Source organism: Lacrimispora sanguinis (assembly GCF_044987295.1).
Taxonomy (GTDB): Bacteria; Bacillota; Clostridia; order Lachnospirales; family Lachnospiraceae; genus Lacrimispora; species Lacrimispora celerecrescens_B.
Genome location: NZ_CP173277.1, coordinates 2,063,029 through 2,082,967, shown reverse-complemented (window position 1 = coordinate 2,082,967; position 19,939 = coordinate 2,063,029). Strand labels below are relative to the sequence as shown.

Below are 19,939 nucleotides of genomic sequence, written 5' to 3'. Positions count from 1 at the left end.
CTGTGATGGGAGAGGATATTATCATGAAGAAAAACAGGGCAATGGATTTTTTCTCGGCTCTCGGACGTAGTTTGCTGATGCCGATTGCTGCTTTGGCCGCATGCGGTATCGTTTTGGGGTTAACTTCTGCGCTTATGAAAGCGCAGGTACAGTCGGCTGTTCCATTTTTACAGCAGGGGCTTATTTATTTCATTATTTCTACTTTAAATAAAATATCAGGTGTTGTATTTACATTGATTCCGGTGCTGTTTTCCATTTCCATATCTTTTGGAATGGCGAGAGAGGAAAAGGAAATCGCGGCATTTGCAGGATTTATCGGTTATTATACATTTCTGGCGGCATCGGCATGTATGATCAATTCCGGCTTTATGAATTTTAGTGCTTTGAAGATATCCACGATCCTGGGTGTGGAAACCCTGGATATGGGTGCGGTCGCAGGTATTGTTGCAGGTATCATGACTGCCTCACTCCATAACCGGTATCATAAAGTCACATTTCCAGTGGCAATCTCCTTTTATGGAGGGAAACGTTTTGTTGCCATTGTTGTTATTATGGCCATGGCAGTTGTGGGTCTTGCCGCACCGATCCTATGGTCACCGGTTTCCATGGTTATTGACGGGTTGGGAGGCTTGATATCTGCTACAGGACTGGTCGGAGTATTCGGCTATGGATTCCTGGAGCGGCTGCTGATTCCTACCGGTCTGCACCATGTATTAAACGGTATTTTCCGTACCACCTCCATTGGCGGAACCTATGAAGGAGTAGAAGGATGCTTAAATATCTTCCTTCAATTTGTCGATAAAGTAGACATCTCAGAGCTGAGGCCGTTTACGGTATTTTTAGGACAGGGCAAAATGCCGATGATGATGTTTGGTCTTCCGGCAGCAGCACTGGCTATTTACAGGACCTCTCCTCCGGAGAAAAAGAATAAAGTAAAGGCTCTTATGATTGCAGGCGTCGCAGCCAGCATTGTGTCAGGCATTACGGAACCATTGGAATTCTCATTCATGTTCATTGCACCGCCGCTGTTTTTGTTCCATGCGTTAATGGGCGGTCTGTCCTTCATGCTGATGTCAGCATTTAAGGTTGTTATCGGCAATACCGGCGGCGGTCTGATCGATTTCCTGATCTGGGGCGTATTCCAGCCAGGATCCCGCTGGTACTGGGTGATCATTACCGGGCCGTTCTTCTCCGTTATTTATTATTTTGTATTTAAAAGTTACCTGACCAGAAAACAGCTCTCCATCGATGTATCTGACGAAGAGCAGGAAGCGGATGTTTCGGAGAACACCATGGAAGAAAAACAAAAAGCCCTCGCATCGAAAATTATAGAGGGACTTGGCGGATATGGTAATATCAAAACAGTGAACAACTGCCTGACAAGACTTCGTGTGGATATTAAAGATATGGCAATGGTGAGTGACGAACTTTTAAAGAAAACAGGCTCCATGGGAATAGTCCGCACCAGTGATACCCATATCCAGGTGATTTATGGACCGAAAGTGGAAGGAATTGCATCAAATGTAAGGGAAGTATTAAAATATTAAAGATACAAAGAGAAAGCTGCACGGCCATGGGAAACATGGAACCGGGCAGCTTTTTTGTTTTCGTTAAGAAAGGGAACCAAAGGTATCACCGCCGTCCTGGGAATTCTGTTTGATCCTGGCGGCCAGTTCAATCAGAATCTGGACGATCGTAAAGATCCCCAGCCTTGGATTGATATCGACATGACGGTACTCCTCATTCCGGTCATTGGTACAGAGTGCGAAGGTGCTGTAGGGGATTAAAGGGCTGTCCTTCTCACAGGTGAGCAGAATTGTGATGGTGCCCCGGGCCTTAGCTTTTCGGAATACAGACAGATACCGCCTGGCATCTCCATGGGCCGTGATAATGAAAAGTACGGCGTCGCTGTTTATCTCATGAACAAGGCCATTTAACAGGCGCCGCCATTCGACCAGAATACAGGGATAGTCAAGGGTGTTTAAGACCGTCTGGAGATATTTGGCGGCAAGGGAGCTTAAATTGGAGCCATAGATATAGATGGGCCGGTCACTGGTTAAAAGCCCGGCGATCTCCTCCAGCTCCTTTTCATCGATCTGATCTAAATTATCCTTAAACAGGGCGAGAGAATGATGGACCAGATCATCGGTACGGAAGTTCTGGGGGTGAAGCTGCTTTAATTCCTTTCGCACCTGGTATTTGAATTCGTTATAGCCCTTCAGTCCCAGCTTTTGGCAGAAACGGACAATGGTTGCATTGGAAGTATACAGGCTGGCACTTAAGTCATTTAAATTGGTATACACGGACGAGGGAAGATTGGATTCAAAATACTTAAGGATTTCTTCTTCCGTATCCGTAAGGTGCAGCTGATGTGCTTTTTCAAATAATGGAATCATGGTTTTCCCCCTGTTCCGTTTGTTCCCGGCCGGACAGCTTGTACTGAAGATAACAGCGTATAATTGCGTTGATCATATAAAACACAGGTAGCCTGGAAGTGAACTCCGCTCCCCGGTTCTCGCGCTGGTTGGTGAAGAAGCGGAAGTTGACAGTGGCTAAATTGGCAACTTCATTGTTGGTATATGGGGTAATGGATAGAATCGGGACATTGTTCATCCGGGCGATTTTGCCAAGACGTACGGTCGGACCGAAATCCCCGGTGGTGCTAATTAAGATAAGCAGGGATTCTGAGTGGATATTTCTTAAAATGTGTTCTCCCATTTTACTGGATTCGATCTTGTATACATTCTGGCGTCCGATGGAGAAAAGAAGCTTCTCAAAATAGTCGCTCAGAATAGAAGTGATCCCTCCCGGGGCCCATAAGTAGATGGGACAGTTGCTGTCAAAATACCGGAACGTATGGATGAGCTGGTCTTCCGATATCAGATTGGAGGTTCCTTCGACATTGGAACACAGGCTGTCAATCATGATCCGGGTATTAAAATTCTGGGCCTTCGCAGCCGATGTTCCGGGAGTGTCTTTTCTTCCCTCTGCGCGGAGGGCATATTTGAATTCCGCAAAGCCGGAATATCCAAGCTTCTTGCAGAAGCGCAGAATCGTGGCAGAGGAATAAGATGTCTGGGCGGCCAGTGTCTGTATGCTCATATCCAAAACCTCATCCGAGTGTTCATAGACATATTTTAAGACATTCAGTTCATTGTTGCTCAGGCTTTTGATAACAGCGTCATCCAGATGAAGTGTGACCATAGGAAACCTCCTCGTAAATCTCTCCGTCCATTTTATCACGAATACATGATAAGTCAATGCAGCCGGGTAATAGTTTGTGTCAACAGATTGACAGGGTAGCCTCTTTGTGCTACATTCAGGACATAAAAAGGTGAAAGGAGATGATACCTGTGGCTGAGATCATGCCTCATATCAAGCTGTCGAAAGAACAGGCCGTTCCCTATGTGCTGCTGCCGGGTGATCCAAAACGCCTGGACCGGATTGCCACCTGTCTGACGGAGGCGGAGGAACTGGCTTACAACAGGGAATTCCGAAGTATTAAGGGAAAATACAGGGGAGTGCCCGTAATGGCGGTTTCTACAGGGATTGGAGGTGCGTCTGCGGCGATCGCAGTGGAGGAACTGGCAAGAATTGGAGTTAAGGCCATGATCCGGATCGGGAGCTGCGGAGCACTTCAAAAGGGGATCCGCCTTGGCGACTTAATTCTGGTAAACGGAGCGGTCCGGGATGACGGAGCATCGTCCTCTTATGCGGACTCCATCTATCCGGCGATACCGGATACAAAGCTTTTACTGGCCTGCATGGAAAGTGCAAGGGAATTGGGAGCGAGATCTCATGTGGGAATAGCCAGAAGCCATGATAGCTTTTACATTGACGAAGAAAAAGAGGTCTGCGCTTATTGGGCAGGAAAAGGCGTCATGGGTTCGGATATGGAAACTGCTGCATTATTTGTGGTAGGCGGACTGAGGGGAGTAAAAACCGCCTCCATTTTAAATGTAGTAGTGGAGTCTGAGGAATCCTTAGAGGACAACATCAACAGTTATACGGTTGGAGAGTCCGCCATGATGAGGGGAGAGCATTTGGAGATTCTTACGGCATTGGAAGCCTTTGTCCGTATGAATCAGGGTTGAAAGAAAACATAATTGGAGGAAAATGAGATGAAAAATTTATTTAAAACCAAATTGAATGCAGCCTGTTTTGTATTGATTCCGGCTTGTATTGGAATCAATTATTTAGGAAAGCTTTTTGCGTCTGTTTTAAAGCTTCCCCTTTGGCTGGATTCGATCGGTACCTGCATCGGCGGTATTCTTGGGGGCCCCATAATCGGGGGAATCTGCGGTGCGGCTAATAACTTGATTTACGGCTTTACCACCGGTGATTCCATCACTCTGGTATATGCCTTAACCAGCTTAGGTATCGGTGTTGCAGTAGGAATCATGGCAAGACTTGGCCGTATGGAAAAGCTTTCCGGAGCGATTCTTACCGCCTGTGTGGCAGGCCTTACGGCTGTTGTAATCTCCACACCTTTAAATCTCATTTTCTGGGGCGGAACCACAGGAAATATCTGGGGAGACGCTGTGTTTGCCTGGTCACAGGCATCAGGGCTTCCCGTTGCTCTTGGCTCCTTCCTTGATGAGGTTCTCGTGGATGTGCCGGATAAATTAATCACCCTTTTGATCGTGTACGCGATCATCAAAGGTCTTCCAAAGAAACTGACTTCCCTTTACGAGCTGGATGATGAAGTGGCAAGTCTGGATTAAAGCAGGAAAGGCAGAATCATATGAAAAGTATCAGTCTTTACGTGGATAAAGATACCTGCTTGACCAGGCTTCATCCATTTGCCAAGATGTTTTATATTCTGGCAGCCGTCAGCGCACCCCTGATCGGGGGTGCGCTGTGGATCTATGGCCTTTTTCTTGCCATCAGCCTGTGTCTTTTGATCAGCGGGAAGATTATCAGAAAGGTTTTCCCTCTGATTGCCTTTTCTTTTACCATTATAATCACCATTTTTTTGATTCATGGTCTTTTTAACCAGGAAAACCAGAAGGTTCTGTTCCATTTAGGGCCTCTTGCCTTTTATGAGGAAGGACTTCTCTATGCCGCCAGGATCGGGCTTAATATCTTAAACATGCTTTTGGCCTTCGCCACGTTTGTATTGACTACCAAGCCTGCGGACTTAGTTGATGATCTGGAACAGGCAGGCTTTTCTCCCAGGTTCGGATACATGATCAGTTCTGTTTTTCAGATTATTCCCCAGATGATGGGGACCATGAACACTATCATGGATGCCCAGAGAAGCCGGGGAATGGAAACAGAAGGCAGTCTGTTTGTAAGAGCTAAGGCATTTATTCCACTGATCTCACCTGTGGTCAGCAGCTCCCTGATCAACACCAGAGAAAGGGCCATTGCCCTGGAAGTCCGGGGATTTGATTCGAAAAACAAAAAGACATTTTTAAGAGAACATAAGCTGGCAGGCAAGGACAAAACATTCATGTTATTGATGGCCCTGCTTATTGCAGGTTCTATTGTATGGAGGGTGCTTACATGGCTTTGATCGAAGTGACAAACTTAAAATACCGGTATCCCCATACGGAAAACTTAGCTCTTGACGGAATCGATTTTAAAGTGGAGAAGGGGCAGTTTATCGGGATCGCCGGTGAAAATAAGGCCGGGAAAAGCACCTTGTGTCAGGCCTTTGCCGGTCTGGTCCCCACCATGTTTCGCGGGGCATACGGTGGGAAGCTTCTCATTGACGGAGCGGAAGCGGCGAAAACTCCCATTGCCGAATTGTGTCAGAAGGTTGGTCTTGTGTTCCAGAATCCTTTTAACCAGCTTTCTGGGGCAAAAGATACGGTCTTTGAGGAAATCGCCTTTGGGCTTCAGAATCTGGGAATTCCCAGGGAAGAGATTTTTAAGAGAGTGGAAGAAAATTTAAAGCTTCTGGATATTGAGGAATACAGAGACAGGAATCCCTTTGATTTATCAGGAGGCCAGACACAGCGTGTAGCCATTGCCAGCATCCTTGCTATGGAGCCTCAAGTGATTGTGCTTGATGAGCCCACCTCCCAATTAGACCCTCAGGGAAGTGAAGAGGTATTCCGGGTGGTTGAAAAGCTGGCTAAAACAGGCATAACCATTATCATGGTAGAACAGAAGATGGAAAAGCTGGCTTCTTATTGCGATAAGATCCTCCTTCTTCACAAAGGAAAGCAGATCGCTTATGATACTCCGGAACGGATTTTTTCCAGGGATGACTTAGAGGAATTGGGCGTTAAGCCACCGGTCTATACTCAGGTTTGCAGAGCGCTTGAAGTGAGCAGGATTGAGGGAGAGGACAGGCTTTATCCGGTTACTTTGGCACAGATGGAGCGTTTAAGGGACCAGTTTCCTCCAACGCTTACCGGCAGGACTTTTGTAAATGGTGAGCAGGAGATCGATGGTCAGGAAGTATTCCAGATCCAGGATTTAAAGTTTCATTATCTTCCTGACATTCCGGTGATCGAACACCTGGATCTTTGTCTGGATGCAAGGCCTACCGCAATCATCGGTCAGAACGGTGCGGGAAAAACCACTCTGGTCAAGCTGTTAAAGGGACTTTTAAAGCCAAATGCAGGGAATATATTCTTTGAAGACGAGGATATATCCCAAAAAACCGTGGCCCAGCTTGCCGGAAAGGTGGGATATGTGTTCCAGAATCCGGATGACCAGATATTCAAAAACCGGGTGATGGAAGAGGTTATGGTGGGACCATTAAACCTAGGAAAGAGCCGGGAAGAGGCGCAAAAGCTGGCGGCTGATGCTCTTGAGATGGTAGGGCTTACGGATGCGGCGGAGGAAAATCCCTATGACCTGGATTTATCGGAGCGGAAAATGGTAGCCATTGCTTCGGTGGTGGCTATGGATACGAAGGTGCTTATTCTGGATGAACCGACCATTGCTCAGGATGCAAATGGCCGGGTTGTGCTGGGAAGGATTGTCCAAACCTTAAGTAAAAAAGGAAAATTTGTACTGGCGATTCTTCATGATATGGATTTTGTGGCGGAGTACTTTGAACGGGTCATAATTATGGCCCACGGAAAGGTGCTCTCAGACGGGCCGGGGGAAAAGGTTTTTTATGAGAAAGAAAGCCTGTTAAAGGCCCGGCTGGAACAGCCCCATACTACCCGTTTGTGTGAACGATTGGGGTATGAGGGTGCATTTCTGACAGCAGAAGATATGAAAGTTTAAGGCAGGTAGTCTCATGCTTTTTCGCTTATATTCAGGCAGAAACGCCTGGCTCAGAGGAATTCCTTTGAAGCCAGGTGTTTTTTTATGCCGGCAGCAGTGACCTTCCTAGGTTTTCTTCTCGGGAGTGCAGAAGACTACAATTGTCTGAGGAGTGGTGATTGCCGGAATACTGCGAGTGGTAAAGGCATAAAAGACAAGAAGAAAATGGCCTCCTGGATTGTAAAAGAAGGTCTGGCCGTTGGAAAGGAGGATATCGGTCTCGCTTTGGTCGGACAGGCTCAGCTTTAAGGTTTGTGATGAATTTAACAGGTCTTCATCAAAATAATCAAAAACAGCCTCAAACCCATCGCTGTTTTCCGCAAGGACGACTGCTGTGTACTGAGGCGGATAAATCAGGGGAACAGGTGCTTTTGTATCATAGAAGGCGACAATAGAATCTCCGGGGTTAAAGGTGTGCTGTTTAAAGACATAGGTTTGCGGAGTGACAATAAAGTTGGTCTGTCCGATGCTCTCGCTCATTATGGAAATGATCATAGAACAGCTTTTGTCTGTGGCAGAGGACCTTAAAGGGTTGACGGCGGTTACTTCTCCGTAGACTGGGGTATAGCGTGCCATGAAGGAATCCTTTTTTCATCATTCTTAATTCATCTTATGAAGACTGCGGGAGTATTATGAAATATTTTGTCACCACAAAGAGACGGATCACTTTTAGGTCCCAAAGAGGAATCGTAATAAAAAAGTCAAGAAAAATACCGTAAAAATTTAGACAAATTTCGCGGTTTTCATGTATAATGAATACTGAAAGAAAAGGCTGGTAAAGAGGTAGGTAGTAAATGGAAAATGTAAAACCGCGCAGCAGAAAGAAAAAGCCATTTGGATTAAAGGGCTTGGCAGCAATTGGAAGCGGGACTGTAGCTGCAGCGGCGCTGATTGCTGCCCTTGTCTATCTTCAGACGGGCAAGCAGTATGAGAAGGTGTTTTTCCCCAACACCACGATCAACGGAATGGATGCATCAAAGAAATCCGTTGAAGAAGTAAAGAATGCAATAGCTTCCGGCGCGCAGGAATATGTGTTGTCAATCGGGGAAAGAGGAGGAAGCACACAAGAGATAAAGGGACGGGATATCGGCCTTGAGTCAGTTTTTGACGGGAGCCTTGAAAAGCTTTTGGCGGACCAGAAGACTTATGAATGGCTGAAACATGTAAAAACGCCCCAGGAATTTGATATAGGGACCATGATACAGTATGATCAGGACAAATTTGATACGGCTGTTTCCGGATTAGACTGTTTAAAGGATGAACTTGTGGAGAAGCCGGAAAATGCACATGTGTCCGATTATGTATCAGGGCAGGGCTACCACATTATAGCTGCCAAGGAAGGAAACCAGCTTGACCCGGAAAAGGTGAAGTCAGGAATTTCTGAAGCTGTGATGGGCTTAAACCCGGAAATATCCTTAGAAGAGCTTGGGGCTTATGTGAAGCCTCAGATTCCTGCTGACGATCCTCAGTTGATCGCGCAGATACAGACATTGAACAAATATGTCAATGTCACGATTACATACAACTTTGGTAATGAAAAAAAGGTATTAAACGGTGATACAATCTCCAAGTGGATCGGGATCGGAGAGGATGGCAAGGTTTATTTAAGCAGTTCCTCTGTTTCTGCATACGTAAAGGAGCTGGCTTCCCAGTATGATACGTCCACCAGAGCCAAAAACTTAAAGACCTCCTATGGACAGACCGTAAGGATCACGGGAGGAAGCTATGGCTGGAGAATCGATCAAAGCACCGAGGCGGATGAACTGGCGGAGCTGATCCGTTCCGGGCAAAGCGTGGTCAGGGAGCCTGTCTACAAACAGAAGGCAGCCAGCCATGGAGAGAACGATTACGGAAGTACTTATGTGGAAATCAATTTAACAGCCCAGCACCTGTTTTTTTATAAAGACGGAAAGCTTTTGGTAGAATCAGATTTTGTATCCGGCAATGAGTCAAAGGGGTGGTCCACTCCTGCGGGCGTCTTTCCCCTTACCTATAAGCAAAGGGATGCGACGCTAAAGGGAGAAACTTACAGGACTCCCGTGTCCTACTGGATGCCATTTAACGGAAATATCGGCCTCCATGATGCTACATGGCGCAGTACCTTCGGCGGAACCATCTATAAGACCAGCGGCTCCCACGGCTGTGTCAATCTGCCCCCGGCTGTGGCAAAGACCATCTTCGAAAATATAGCAGCAGGAGTTCCGGTTCTTTGTTATCATCTGCCTGGAACGGAATCCCAGACAGCTTCTAACGGAACGTCAAAGCCGGCGGAGACAAAGCCTGCGACTGAGCCGACCACCGCAGCGAAACCTACGGAAGCACCAACAACGGCTCCACCCACAACAGCAGCGCCCACGACTGCGGCTCCTCCAGCAACAAAGGAACCGGAGACAGAGGTTTCAACAAGTGCTCCTTCAAAGGACGGGGAAATCGGACCTGGAGTTTCTAATAGCTCAGGAAAGAAGAAGTCAGGGCCTGGCGTACATAAGTAATGCGAAGCCCTTAGGCTGCGGCACCGGCTGTTTACATAAACCGGGGCTGCAGCCTTTTATTTTTACATGGCAAGATAGGATTTTCTTGACAATGGCATAATACTGGTATAGGGTTTCAATAGATAAAGCCATATGTAAGGAGGAAAATAAAATGCTTAATAAAGATACCTTCGTACCATTGCAGTTCTTTAAAAAAGAGGCTTACACCGGAAGTATGAAAGGAATGCGTTACCGGGTGGCAAAGGAAGAAGAGGAATTTTCAGCCGTGGTATATCCGGAGCCCTATTGTTATGAAGCGACTCCTGAGGAGCAGAAAATAAGGACATCCTTTCCTTTTACAGAAGAGGGACGGGGACAGGCTGTGGACTGGATCAATGAGCAGTATGAGGAAAACCAGACGGCCTGGGAAAAGGCCGCAAGAAAATGAATGTTCTGCCCGCCAAAAGCCCGGCTCTTTGCAGTATTTTCCCCCTTTCCTAAATGGATGAAGTATGGTATGATAGTTTAATATTGGGATTACTGACATGGAGGAAGAGAAATGGAAGAGAACAAAGAAGAAGTAGTTTCTAAAAACTTTATTGAACAGGAGATAGATAAGGATCTTGCGGAGGGTGTTTATGATCATGTGCAGACCAGATTTCCACCGGAGCCAAACGGTTATCTGCATATCGGACATGCAAAATCAATTTTACTTAACTACGGCCTGGCTCAGAAGTATGGTGGAAAGTTCAACCTCCGTTTTGACGATACAAACCCGACAAAAGAGAAAACTGAATTTGTAGAATCTATTATGGAAGATGTAAAGTGGTTGGGGGCTGAGTTTGATGACCGCCTTTTCTTTGCGTCCAATTATTTCCAGGAGATGTATGATTGTGCCATCCTATTAATAAAGAAGGGAAAGGCATTTGTCTGTGATTTAACTGCGGAGGAGATCAGGGAATACCGGGGAGATTTTAAGACTCCCGGTAAAGAAAGCCCCTACCGGAACCGCAGCGTGGAAGAGAATTTAAAACTGTTTGAAGAGATGAAGGAAGGCAAGTATCAGGATGGAGAAAAGGTTCTCCGTGCCAAGATCGATATGGCATCTCCCAACATCAACATGCGTGATCCGGTCATTTACCGTGTAGCCCGCATGACTCATCATAACACCGGCGATCAGTGGTGCATTTATCCTATGTATGATTTTGCCCACCCAATCGAGGACGCCATTGAGCACATCACCCATTCCATCTGTACTCTGGAATTTGAAGATCACAGACCGCTTTACGACTGGGTAGTTGAAGAATGTGAATTCGTGCATCCGCCTCGTCAGATTGAATTCGCAAAACTGTATCTTACCAATGTGATTACGGGAAAACGCTATATTAAAAAGCTGGTAGAGGACGGTATCGTTGACGGCTGGGATGATCCACGCCTGGTATCCATTGCAGCTTTAAGAAGAAGAGGCTATACGCCGGAATCCCTCCGTATGTTTGTGGATCTGGTAGGTGTATCCAAGGCTAACAGCTCTGTTGACTACGCCATGCTTGAATACTGTATCCGTGAGGATTTAAAGCTGAAAAGGCCAAGAATGATGGCGATCCTGGATCCCATTAAGCTGGTCATCGATAACTATCCGGAAGATACCATAGAGTATCTGGATGTTGCAAATAACCTGGAAAATCCTGAATTAGGAGAGAGAAAGGTTCCCTTTGGGAAAGAGCTTTACATTGAACGGGAAGATTTTATGGAAGAACCCATTAAGAAGTATTTCCGTCTTTTCCCAGGCAATGAAGTCCGCCTGATGAATGCCTATTTTGTGACCTGTACCAGCTGCGAAAAGGATGAAGACGGCAATGTGACTGTGGTTCACTGTACCTACGACCCGGAGACCAAGAGCGGCTCAGGCTTTGAAGGAAGAAAGGTAAAGGGAACGATTCACTGGGTAGCTTCCTCCACCGCAGTACAGGCAGAATGCCGTCTGTATGAAAACATTGTGGACGAAGAAAAAGGTAAGCTTAACGAGGACGGCAGCTTAAACTTAAATCCAAATTCATTGGTCATCTTAAAGAACTGTTATGTGGAACCGGGCCTTGTAGGTTCAAAAGCCTATGATAGCTTCCAGTTCGTGAGAAACGGATTTTTCTGTGTTGACTGCAAGGACAGCAGACCGGAACAGCTGGTATTCAACCGGATCGTTTCATTAAAGAGTTCATTTAAAATAACAAAATAATACGTTGACAGGCCAAGAGGCAGGTCAAACAAGAAGAGTGCTGCATGACCGGAAGAAACAAGGACGTGCGGCATTTCTTCATATCCTGGAAAGAGACAACCTGTGTTCATAATATAGATATGCCGAAAATATGGGCAGGAAAGGAGTTTTTTTATGGAGCTAATGATACCTTTAAAGAATCAGCCTGGGTCGCCCTATTACAGCCAGATTTACAGCTACATCAAAGAGGAAATAAAAAAAGGGAATCTAAAGCCGGCCAACCGCCTTCCTTCCACAAGAAGGCTGGCGGAGAATTTAAAGGTCAGCCGCAGTACCACCCAAATGGCTTACGAACAGCTTTTATCGGAGGGTTACATTGAGGCAGTCCCTTGTAAAGGGTATTTTGTATGCAGGATCGAGGATCTGGTGCATACCGGGCAGGAACAAAGGGATAAGATTCCCTCTCTTCTTAGTCCCTCATCCTTTGATAAGGAAAAAGTCCCGGACTGGAAAGTGGATTTTTCTCCCAGAGGCATTGATCTTTGTGCATTTCCTTTCAATACATGGAGGAAGATATCAAAAAATACTTTGGTTGATGACAACCGGGAGATGTTTATGCCGGGAGATCCCCAGGGAGAACCGGCCTTAAGGGAGGCCATCCGATCCTATCTCCATTCCGCCCGCGGGGTAAATTGTCAGGCAGATCAGATCATTGTAGGCGCCGGAAGTGAATACCTTTTGATGCTGCTGTCCCAGATCTTGGGAACCGACCGGGTGATCGCCATGGAAAACCCCACGTATAAGCAGGCATACCGGGTTTTTGGCAGCTTAAAATACCAGGTGGTTCCTGTTGCCATGGACCGGTCCGGCATGGATGTAGAGCTATTGGAAAAAAGCGGGGCGGATATCGCCTACGTCATGCCTTCCCATCAGTATCCTACCGGTATTGTTATGCCGGTAAAGCGAAGGCAGGAGCTTCTTGTATGGGCTTATGAAAAGGAAGGGCGGTATCTTATTGAGGATGATTATGACAGTGAATTCCGGTATAAGGGACAGCCGATTCCTGCTTTGCAGGGAATGGACGGAAGAAACAGGGTAATTTATTACGGTACCTTTTCCAAATCCATTGCTCCCGCCATCCGTGTAAGCTATATGGTGCTGCCTGTCCCACTTTTGGCGGTTTACCGGGAGCGGATGAATTTCTATGCTTCCACAGTATCCCGTATTGACCAGAACATCCTTTATCAGTTTATGGCAGAGGGGCACTATGAGCGCCATTTGAACCGGATGAGGGCGGTCTATAAGGCAAAGCACGATACATTGGCTGCAGGGCTGAAACCCTTTGAAAGCCAGTTCTTAATCAGAGGAGAACATGCGGGACTCCATCTTCTGTTAACAGACCGCAAGGGAAGGGCGGAGAGTCTTCTCATTAATATGGCGGCAAAATCCGGGGTTAAGGTTTACGGCATGTCGGGTTATTTTATCCATGAACAGCCGGGGACCTATTCTTCAACCATTGTTCTTGGGTTTGCAAGCCTTACGGAAGAAGAGATAAGGATAGGCCTTGTGCTTCTTAGCCAGGCGTGGTCTGTATATGACGGGAAGGAGGGATTTTGTGTTTGAGAAATGGACGGATCCAAGAAAAAGAGATAATCTTCGCATCCTTCTTTGGATCGGGCTGATTACGGTGCTTTTGCTGCTTCTTAGCATGGCTGGCTCTTTCAGGAATGGAAAGAGATACGAAGATCCCGTAAAGGATGTAGAAAAAGCGGAACCAAAAGCAATGGCTGTGCCATTAAATGAGACTTTATCAGATGAGATTATCCTTTCTCCCGGGGACAAGGAGTTTTTAACGCAGCTGACCGGGTTCTTTGACCAGGGGGATTTAGAAGGAGCGGCCAGGCTGTTAGACGGATATGACATTCCCTGGAAAGATTTTCCCTGTATGTATGATGGAGCGGCGATGACTGGGAAGATAACTTCTGGAAAAGGCCTGGTGTTTGTAAAGGCCTCCACGGTTTATTACGGGAATTTTGCTTACGGGAAGCCTGAGGGAGAATGTGCGGCCCTTCAGGTCCTGGAACTGGAGGAGGGGAAGCGTTACGATTACTCCTATGGGACATGGGCGAATGGAAAGATGAACGGGAACGGTGAGTGTGGTTACAATTATTACGACGGAGTTATAGATGACATCACCAAGCTCAATGCAAAAAGAGGTGATTTTAAGGATGATCTGATGCAGGGAGAGATTACCTATACCAGTACCAATGCGGAAGGGGGAGCTTCTGTCTGGCAGTTTCAGGTTGCAGATGGTGTGATTATTAAGGATGATCGATGGATCAAAGATACGGACAGCTCCGGGGCCGTTATTTATAAACTAATGGCAAAAGATGATATAGTCCATGCCTATGCTCTGGGGGAAAACGCCATAGGAGAGGACAGGTGGAAAAACCTGATCATATTCCCCTATGTGTGACAAAAAAGGAGGCCTTGACGGATGAACCAGGAGATCTTAGACCGTCTGGGAGTGATTACAGACGAGGAACGGGAAATTATAAACGGACGGACAGAAATCGACCGTAACCGGTATACCGAGGGACAGGAGCTGGTCATTGACAGCAAAAAGATGCTGGAGCATGGGAAAATGATCCGCATCAGGCCCCACACCAGATTCGTCCATTTCCCTAAGCATAAGCATAATTACATTGAAGTGATCTATATGTGCAAGGGAGAAACGGTCCATTTTATTGATGGGGAAAAGGTAGTCTTAAAGACAGGGGAGCTGCTGTTTTTAAACCAGCATGCCACCCAGGAGATCCTTCCGGCAGGAGAGGAGGATATTGGAATAAACTTCATTATCCTGCCGGAGTTTTTTGATACTGCCTTTGAAATGATGGGGGAAGAAGAAAACCTGCTGCGGGACTTCCTGGTAGGCTGTCTCTGTTTTGATCCCCGTTACGCCAGTTACCTTCATTTTCAGGTAGCCGATGTACTGCCGGTACAGAATCTGGTGGAAAACATGGTGTGGACCCTCTTAAGTGATCAGCCAAATAAAAGGAGCATCAACCAGATTACCATGGGGCTTTTGTTTCTTCAGCTTATGCATTATACGGATAAGATCAGCCATACTCTGGAAAGCTTTGAACAGAAGCTTATCTTTCAGGTGCTCACCTACATTGATGAAAATTATAAAGATGGGGAGCTGACTGAGCTTTCGGCCCTCTTAAGTTATAACATTTACTGGCTGAGCCGGGCGATAAAGAGATTGACCGGACGGACCTATAAGGAGCTTTTGCAGGTAAAGCGGCTGAATCAGGCTTCTGTTCTTCTTTTAAATACCAGGCTTTCCGTGACAGATATTTCCATTGCGGTAGGATATGATAATACCAGCTATTTTCATAGAATCTTCCGGAACTATTATGGAATGTCCCCAAAGGAATACAGAGCTTCAGACACTTAGGACATAGGTTCCGTGAAGGAGATCGACTTCCACTGTGGTGCCATCAGAAAAGACGGTACGCTGCCGGAAGGGGTCTCCGTCAATCAATTCATGAGACAGCATTTCACACATGGCGACTCTTTCGTGAAGGGAAGCAACAACACTGCAGCGGGCTGCCATCTCTTCCTCTGAGAGGGTCTGATGGCCGCCAAAGGAGCCGTCAATGTTCTCATAAGCCCCATCCCGGATAAAATATGGCGCACCGCCGTTTAAGAGAGCATAAAGCATAAAATCCTCTTTTTCGTATTTTTCCATCATCCAAGGGATGATCAGGCAGTCATGATAAACCAGGTTAAAGAGAGGAACCGGGATTCCCTGACGGTCAGCCCCTGGCTCGTGCATCATAAAGGAATAGGGAGCATAGTGACAGAACACAAGACTTTTTACGGACCAGTCCGTCACTTCCTCAGAGCTTGGAAGGATCCCTTTGGAAAGCAGGTATTCAAAGCAAAGACTCCGGTAGTCTAAGCATTCCTTCCGGTTGATCCGGTGCCATGGGTGGTCGCATTCGTCAGGCTCATTACATGTGAACACATCTAAATAAGCACAGTCTAATTCTACACCGTTTTTCTCGATTTCAGTAAAATTCCTTTTTACATAATAAGGGGCCTGTGTGGCGCACAGATAGGTCTGAGGTCCGCCTGCCCAGTTGGCGTGCTCTGTAAGGGTTCCGTCAGGCTTTTGTGCTGCAAAATTCTGGTCAAAGGTCCTGGCTCTGCGGTAATAATCCCGGTACTGGTCATGGATGCCAAAGGAATATCCGTATCCGTGCATGGTATCCGCAAGCTCCTTCATCTTTTCCCAGCCGCCAGCCTCTTCACAGGCGGGAAGATAGTCGGGATGCTGGTTATCATAACCTGGCTCCGCCCAGCCATCCAGATGGAGATACAGCTTTTTAAGGCCCAGATCCTTGTAGAAATGATGGATCTCGCCGGTTCGTTTCTCAAAGCTGTAGACATGGTTATTCTTGTCCGGTTGTTCTGGGTCAAAGAAGCGGGAATCCGGCATGACCTTGGTTTTGATTCCCTTATGGATAAAGGAAGCGCCGACCAGCTTATGTACAGGGGCCTTTGCCGCTTTTTCCTTCAAGGAACAAAAGGTGCCCTGTTCTTTTACGTAGGTCCGGTAATGCTTGCAGATATCATTGTAATCGCAGTCTGTCAGAAAGGAATAACGCATCGTCCTGCGGCTGTTCATCCGGCCCAGGCTAGGCAGCCATTTGATGCCGGTGTGGGTATAAGGTCCCTTTGCCGGATGCTCCGCATAATAAGCGGCATCCCAGGGCTGTTCACAGATGGCTAAGTAGCCGTCTTTCTCCTTAACCTGTCCAAACCATGGCATGTAAGAGCCGGCTGTGCACATCATGCCGTCAAAGGGCAGCTTATCAAGAGCTGTTTCCCAGGTATTTGGGATAAGAAGCCCCTGCTGGATGTTTAAAAGAGTATACCAGCGGTCACTTTCCTTTTCAAATTCCATGTATCCGGGCCAGTATATTTCTGAAACCGGGATGCTGCTTTCTGTGAGAGGGATCCATTCAAAATGAACGTCCTCCGTGGCATACTCGATCCATGTGACTGTTTCGAAGGCCAGTGAAAGATCGGCGCCATCTAACTGGAAGCCCTGGTAATGGCTGATGATCCCTTCCCCGACTCCTGTTTTCCATTGGCTATGGGTAATGGAAGCGGCATCGTGGAAATAAACGGTTTGTTCTCCGGCGATCAGGCGGGGTTTGTAAGCTGCATCCCATTTCCAAATTGCACTTCCATGCTGAATGGAAAAAAGGAGGGAGCTTTCCTCAAAGCTCAAGGCTGTTTGATTGAATTTAATATCGTGCATTGTCCATCCTCCACTGTATTGATGGTTCTAATATAGCACTTTTTCAGAAAAAAGCCTTACGGAATCATCACGGAAGCTTGTCAAATCATCCGGTTATCCTCTCTCTTTTTCTTACTAGCATTTGTGATATCATTGGAATATTTTTTTACGGAATTAAAATATTCCAAAGGTGACATTCCGGTTGTTTTCTTAAACTGCTTGGAAAAATACTGTAATGAGCTGTAGGAAAGGAAATAAGCAATTTCCGTAAAATTCATGTTGCCATCCCGCATGATTTCCTTAGAACGTTCGATTTTCATTAAATTGAAATAATCGATAGCCCCGCAGTTTTTTTCCTTGTGAAACAGGGAGTGAAGGGTGGAACGGCTTATGGAGAATTCATTGCAAATATTTTTTATAGTAAGGTGTTCGCAGATGTGAAACTCCATAAACTGAATAATCTGTTCCAGATGGCTGGAATTGGAGGAAAGGACCATCTGCTCGGTTGGAAGGTTAGGAATGGGTGCATCACCTTCTTCAAAATGATTCCGTTTCACATGGATCAGGAAAACCTGTAAGTATAATAGGATGAGCTGGGGGGCTCCGAATGGCGGGGAAGGGACCAGCTCCACCTTTTCCACGGATGGAATGTGAAGGGGAGTGGAAAAGGCCTGTTTCGCTTCTGCAATTATCATGGAAATGAGGAAACGCTCTTCCTGATTTAAGGAACAGGATTTTTCTTCAAAAAAACTCATGCTTTCGCTAGAGCAGCGGAAGGACATGACTACCAGATTAGGGGCCTTGTTTCCGGACGCTTTTAAGGCGTGGAATTCATTTGGCTTGTGAAAAATCACGTCTCCGGCTTTTAGTTGATAGATGGACTGATTTGCCTGTACTGTGATTTCCCCCTTGTCCACGTAAAGAAACTCCCAAAAATCGTGGGATTCTCCCGAAAACACAAAATCCTTCATGTATTCAAAATAGTGGACGGTTATGATCTCATGGATTTCAAATTCGATGGGTAGCGCTGTGCTGCAATATGCCATTTGAAATACCTCCTTTGAACATTATGTTAGCATGAAATAAAGCCGCTGGCAAGAATGGTTAATTTGATAACAAGATAGGACAATCCTGCAATTCAAACCCATTTAATTAGAGTATAATGAATAAAATATTAATTCGCCAATGGAGGCATTCATCGATTTGCATGGATGCCTTTTTTTATATCTCCAGTCATAATCCGTTGAAATAACCTAATGATGGAATATTTTATGGAATGATTTGTGCATAATAACCTAAAAAACAATGAATTTGGCAATGAGTCTGGATAATAGTATAAGCATATCATTTCAATTCATTATATAATTATTATACATTTACAAAAAGAACCAAGATGCAGGAAGGGAAGAAAATATGAAACGAATTACAGTTGCCCTTGCGGGCCTGGGAAGCAGAGGCAAAGATACCTATGCGCCGGTTGCAAAGCTGCTTCCTGAAAAAATGGAAATCACAGCCATAGCGGATATTGTTGAGGAAAAGGTAGAAGAGGTAGCCAGGGAATACGGAATTCCAAAGGAACGGTGTTATACCAGTGCAGAGGAAATGCTAAAACAGGAAAGACTGGCTGATGTGATGTTTATTGCCACACAGGACAGGCAACATGTGGGCCATGCGATTCCGGCCCTTGAAAAAGGATATGACCTTTTGCTGGAAAAGCCTGTTTCGCCAGATTTAGACGAATGCAGGGAGCTGTTAAAGGTTGCCAATGAAACGGGCCGGAAGGTTGTAGTCTGCCATGTTCTGCGCTATACTCCTTTTTACACAAAGGTAAAAGAACTCATCGATTCCGGAGTAATCGGCGATGTGGTCACTGTTATGGGGATTGAAAATGTAGGCTATTGGCATCAGGCCCACAGCTTTGTCAGGGGTAACTGGAGAAACTCAGAGATAACAAGCCCCATGATCCTTCAAAAATGCTGCCATGACATGGACCTTTTATTGTGGCTGACAGGAAAGACTTGCGAATCCGTGAACTCCTTTGGAAGCACCTATTTATTCAAAGAAGAAAAAGCTCCGGAGGGCGCAGCAAAACGCTGTCTGGATGGATGCGCTGTAAAGGCAGAATGTCCCTTTGATGCAGAAAAGATTTACATAACCAATGAAAAAACCGGCATTGCCCATGGTAAGTCTGACTGGCCATGCAACATACTTACCCTTCATCCCACGGAAGAATCGGTTATGGAAGCCATAAAGACCGGCCCTTATGGAAGATGTGTGTATCATTGCGATAACAATGTGGTGGATCATCAGGTAGTAAATTTAAATATGACTGACGGCTCTACCATCAGCTTTACCATGACAGGCTGTACAGAAGAAAATTCCCGGTTTACCAGATTTATGGGAACCAAAGGAGAAATTGAAGCCAGCCTTCACTCCAATCTCATAACCGTAAAACCATTTGGCAAGGAACAGGAAGTCATAGACGTTTCCAAATTGTCCGATGACTTTTCCGGTCATGCCGGAGGCGATAACCGGATGGTGGAGCAGTTACTTGATATGGTCAGGGAAGGAACCGAACCGAATCGATCCATGACCACACTGGATAAATCCCTGGAAAGCCACTATATTGCTCTGGCGGCGGAACAGTCCAGAATCTCCGGAGGAAAGCTGATTCGTTTAGAGGACATTCGTTAAATAGGATATGCAAATTAA

Annotated in this window: 17 protein-coding genes; 12 read left to right on the top strand and 5 right to left on the bottom strand. The window is 46.1% G+C overall.

The window, feature by feature from the left end; all coding sequences use genetic code 11:
* The first annotated feature begins 5 nt into the window (after nucleotides 1-5).
* The gene (locus ACHZES_RS09725; RefSeq protein WP_404820362.1) at nucleotides 6-1,547 is read left to right on the top strand and encodes a PTS transporter subunit EIIC; all 1,542 of its coding nucleotides are present in this window, start codon (nucleotides 6-8) and stop codon (nucleotides 1,545-1,547) included.
* A 63-nt stretch (nucleotides 1,548-1,610) separates the two neighbouring features.
* Here the strand turns inward: ACHZES_RS09725 and ACHZES_RS09720 are convergent, their stop codons facing one another.
* Together ACHZES_RS09720 and ACHZES_RS09715 are read right to left on the bottom strand one after the other, a co-directional pair.
* The gene (locus ACHZES_RS09720) at nucleotides 1,611-2,396 is read right to left on the bottom strand and encodes a MurR/RpiR family transcriptional regulator (RefSeq protein ID WP_051835286.1); all 786 of its coding nucleotides are present in this window, start codon (nucleotides 2,394-2,396) and stop codon (nucleotides 1,611-1,613) included.
* Nucleotides 2,380-3,204: a MurR/RpiR family transcriptional regulator gene (locus tag ACHZES_RS09715; RefSeq protein WP_038283700.1), complete on the bottom strand. Its 825-nt coding sequence runs from the start codon at nucleotides 3,202-3,204 to the stop codon at nucleotides 2,380-2,382. Before ACHZES_RS09715 ends, ACHZES_RS09720 begins: the two co-directional genes overlap by 17 nt.
* A gap of 149 nt (nucleotides 3,205-3,353) precedes the next feature.
* On the opposite strand from ACHZES_RS09715, the gene ACHZES_RS09710 reads away from it, so the two are divergent.
* The 4 genes from ACHZES_RS09710 to ACHZES_RS09695 are packed head-to-tail and all read left to right on the top strand — an operon-like array spanning nucleotide 3,354 to nucleotide 7,191.
* Nucleotides 3,354-4,094, top strand: a complete 741-nt coding sequence (locus ACHZES_RS09710) for a nucleoside phosphorylase (RefSeq protein WP_395548117.1) — start codon at nucleotides 3,354-3,356, stop codon at nucleotides 4,092-4,094.
* 27 nt (nucleotides 4,095-4,121) lie between these two features.
* Nucleotides 4,122-4,724 (top strand): ECF transporter S component, encoded by a 603-nt coding sequence (locus ACHZES_RS09705; protein ID WP_038283698.1) that lies wholly within the window; start codon nucleotides 4,122-4,124, stop codon nucleotides 4,722-4,724.
* 20 nt (nucleotides 4,725-4,744) lie between these two features.
* A complete protein-coding gene (locus ACHZES_RS09700) occupies nucleotides 4,745-5,518 on the top strand; it encodes an energy-coupling factor transporter transmembrane protein EcfT (protein ID WP_038283696.1) in 774 nt (257 codons plus the stop codon).
* Nucleotides 5,509-7,191: an ABC transporter ATP-binding protein gene (locus ACHZES_RS09695; RefSeq protein WP_395548120.1), complete on the top strand. Its 1,683-nt coding sequence runs from the start codon at nucleotides 5,509-5,511 to the stop codon at nucleotides 7,189-7,191. The genes ACHZES_RS09700 and ACHZES_RS09695 overlap by 10 nt, the downstream gene beginning before the upstream one ends.
* A 105-nt stretch (nucleotides 7,192-7,296) precedes the next feature.
* On the opposite strand, the gene ACHZES_RS09690 is transcribed toward ACHZES_RS09695, so the two are convergent.
* A complete protein-coding gene (locus ACHZES_RS09690) occupies nucleotides 7,297-7,806 on the bottom strand; it encodes a hypothetical protein (protein ID WP_038283692.1) in 510 nt (169 codons plus the stop codon).
* A 218-nt stretch (nucleotides 7,807-8,024) separates the two neighbouring features.
* Here ACHZES_RS09690 and ACHZES_RS09685 point away from each other — a divergent pair, with 218 nt between their 5' ends.
* From ACHZES_RS09685 to ACHZES_RS09660, 6 genes are all read left to right on the top strand, one after another.
* Nucleotides 8,025-9,722 carry a L,D-transpeptidase family protein gene (locus ACHZES_RS09685; protein ID WP_038283689.1) on the top strand — a complete coding sequence of 566 codons (1,698 nt, stop codon included), beginning with the start codon at nucleotides 8,025-8,027 and terminating at the stop codon, nucleotides 9,720-9,722.
* Between the two features lie 151 nt (nucleotides 9,723-9,873).
* Nucleotides 9,874-10,149 (top strand): GNAT family acetyltransferase, encoded by a 276-nt coding sequence (locus ACHZES_RS09680; protein ID WP_395548121.1) that lies wholly within the window; start codon nucleotides 9,874-9,876, stop codon nucleotides 10,147-10,149.
* Nucleotides 10,150-10,260: 111 nt separating this feature from the next.
* Nucleotides 10,261-11,934 carry a glutamine--tRNA ligase/YqeY domain fusion protein gene (locus ACHZES_RS09675; protein WP_154522260.1) on the top strand — a complete coding sequence of 558 codons (1,674 nt, stop codon included), beginning with the start codon at nucleotides 10,261-10,263 and terminating at the stop codon, nucleotides 11,932-11,934.
* A 153-nt stretch (nucleotides 11,935-12,087) separates the two neighbouring features.
* Nucleotides 12,088-13,536, top strand: coding sequence for a PLP-dependent aminotransferase family protein (locus ACHZES_RS09670; RefSeq protein ID WP_395548122.1), 1,449 nt, complete (start codon nucleotides 12,088-12,090; stop codon nucleotides 13,534-13,536).
* On the top strand, nucleotides 13,529-14,389 hold the full coding sequence (locus tag ACHZES_RS09665; RefSeq protein WP_395548123.1) for a hypothetical protein: 861 nt from the start codon (nucleotides 13,529-13,531) through the stop codon (nucleotides 14,387-14,389). Before ACHZES_RS09670 ends, ACHZES_RS09665 begins: the two co-directional genes overlap by 8 nt.
* A gap of 21 nt (nucleotides 14,390-14,410) precedes the next feature.
* Nucleotides 14,411-15,373, top strand: a complete 963-nt coding sequence (locus ACHZES_RS09660) for an AraC family transcriptional regulator (RefSeq protein ID WP_038283684.1) — start codon at nucleotides 14,411-14,413, stop codon at nucleotides 15,371-15,373.
* Here ACHZES_RS09660 and ACHZES_RS09655 read toward each other — a convergent pair.
* The gene (locus tag ACHZES_RS09655; RefSeq protein ID WP_395548124.1) at nucleotides 15,362-17,248 is read right to left on the bottom strand and encodes a DUF5696 domain-containing protein; all 1,887 of its coding nucleotides are present in this window, start codon (nucleotides 17,246-17,248) and stop codon (nucleotides 15,362-15,364) included. The genes ACHZES_RS09660 and ACHZES_RS09655 overlap by 12 nt on opposite strands.
* Before the next feature lie 80 nt (nucleotides 17,249-17,328).
* Complete coding sequence (locus ACHZES_RS09650) at nucleotides 17,329-18,273, bottom strand: AraC family transcriptional regulator (protein ID WP_154522251.1); 945 nt, start codon at nucleotides 18,271-18,273, stop codon at nucleotides 17,329-17,331.
* Between the two features lie 367 nt (nucleotides 18,274-18,640).
* Here ACHZES_RS09650 and ACHZES_RS09645 point away from each other — a divergent pair, with 367 nt between their 5' ends.
* Complete coding sequence (locus ACHZES_RS09645; protein ID WP_395548125.1) at nucleotides 18,641-19,921, top strand: Gfo/Idh/MocA family protein; 1,281 nt, start codon at nucleotides 18,641-18,643, stop codon at nucleotides 19,919-19,921.
* Nucleotides 19,922-19,939 lie beyond the last annotated feature (18 nt).

Bases quoted from the DNA above. Each gene is read 5' to 3' on its own strand.
- ACHZES_RS09680 (WP_395548121.1), top strand. From the start codon at position 9,874: ATGCTTAATAAAGATACCTTCGTACCATTGCAGTTCTTTAAAAAAGAG.
- ACHZES_RS09660 (WP_038283684.1), top strand. From the start codon at position 14,411: ATGAACCAGGAGATCTTAGACCGTCTGGGAGTGATTACAGACGAGGAA.
- ACHZES_RS09705 (WP_038283698.1), top strand. From the start codon at position 4,122: ATGAAAAATTTATTTAAAACCAAATTGAATGCAGCCTGTTTTGTATTG.
- ACHZES_RS09715 (WP_038283700.1), bottom strand. From the start codon at position 3,204: ATGGTCACACTTCATCTGGATGACGCTGTTATCAAAAGCCTGAGCAAC.
- ACHZES_RS09725 (WP_404820362.1), top strand. From the start codon at position 6: ATGGGAGAGGATATTATCATGAAGAAAAACAGGGCAATGGATTTTTTC.
- ACHZES_RS09670 (WP_395548122.1), top strand. From the start codon at position 12,088: ATGGAGCTAATGATACCTTTAAAGAATCAGCCTGGGTCGCCCTATTAC.
- ACHZES_RS09695 (WP_395548120.1), top strand. From the start codon at position 5,509: ATGGCTTTGATCGAAGTGACAAACTTAAAATACCGGTATCCCCATACG.
- ACHZES_RS09650 (WP_154522251.1), bottom strand. From the start codon at position 18,273: ATGGCATATTGCAGCACAGCGCTACCCATCGAATTTGAAATCCATGAG.
- ACHZES_RS09720 (WP_051835286.1), bottom strand. From the start codon at position 2,396: ATGATTCCATTATTTGAAAAAGCACATCAGCTGCACCTTACGGATACG.
- ACHZES_RS09690 (WP_038283692.1), bottom strand. From the start codon at position 7,806: ATGGCACGCTATACCCCAGTCTACGGAGAAGTAACCGCCGTCAACCCT.
- ACHZES_RS09700 (WP_038283696.1), top strand. From the start codon at position 4,745: ATGAAAAGTATCAGTCTTTACGTGGATAAAGATACCTGCTTGACCAGG.
- ACHZES_RS09675 (WP_154522260.1), top strand. From the start codon at position 10,261: ATGGAAGAGAACAAAGAAGAAGTAGTTTCTAAAAACTTTATTGAACAG.
- ACHZES_RS09655 (WP_395548124.1), bottom strand. From the start codon at position 17,248: ATGCACGATATTAAATTCAATCAAACAGCCTTGAGCTTTGAGGAAAGC.
- ACHZES_RS09685 (WP_038283689.1), top strand. From the start codon at position 8,025: ATGGAAAATGTAAAACCGCGCAGCAGAAAGAAAAAGCCATTTGGATTA.
- ACHZES_RS09645 (WP_395548125.1), top strand. From the start codon at position 18,641: ATGAAACGAATTACAGTTGCCCTTGCGGGCCTGGGAAGCAGAGGCAAA.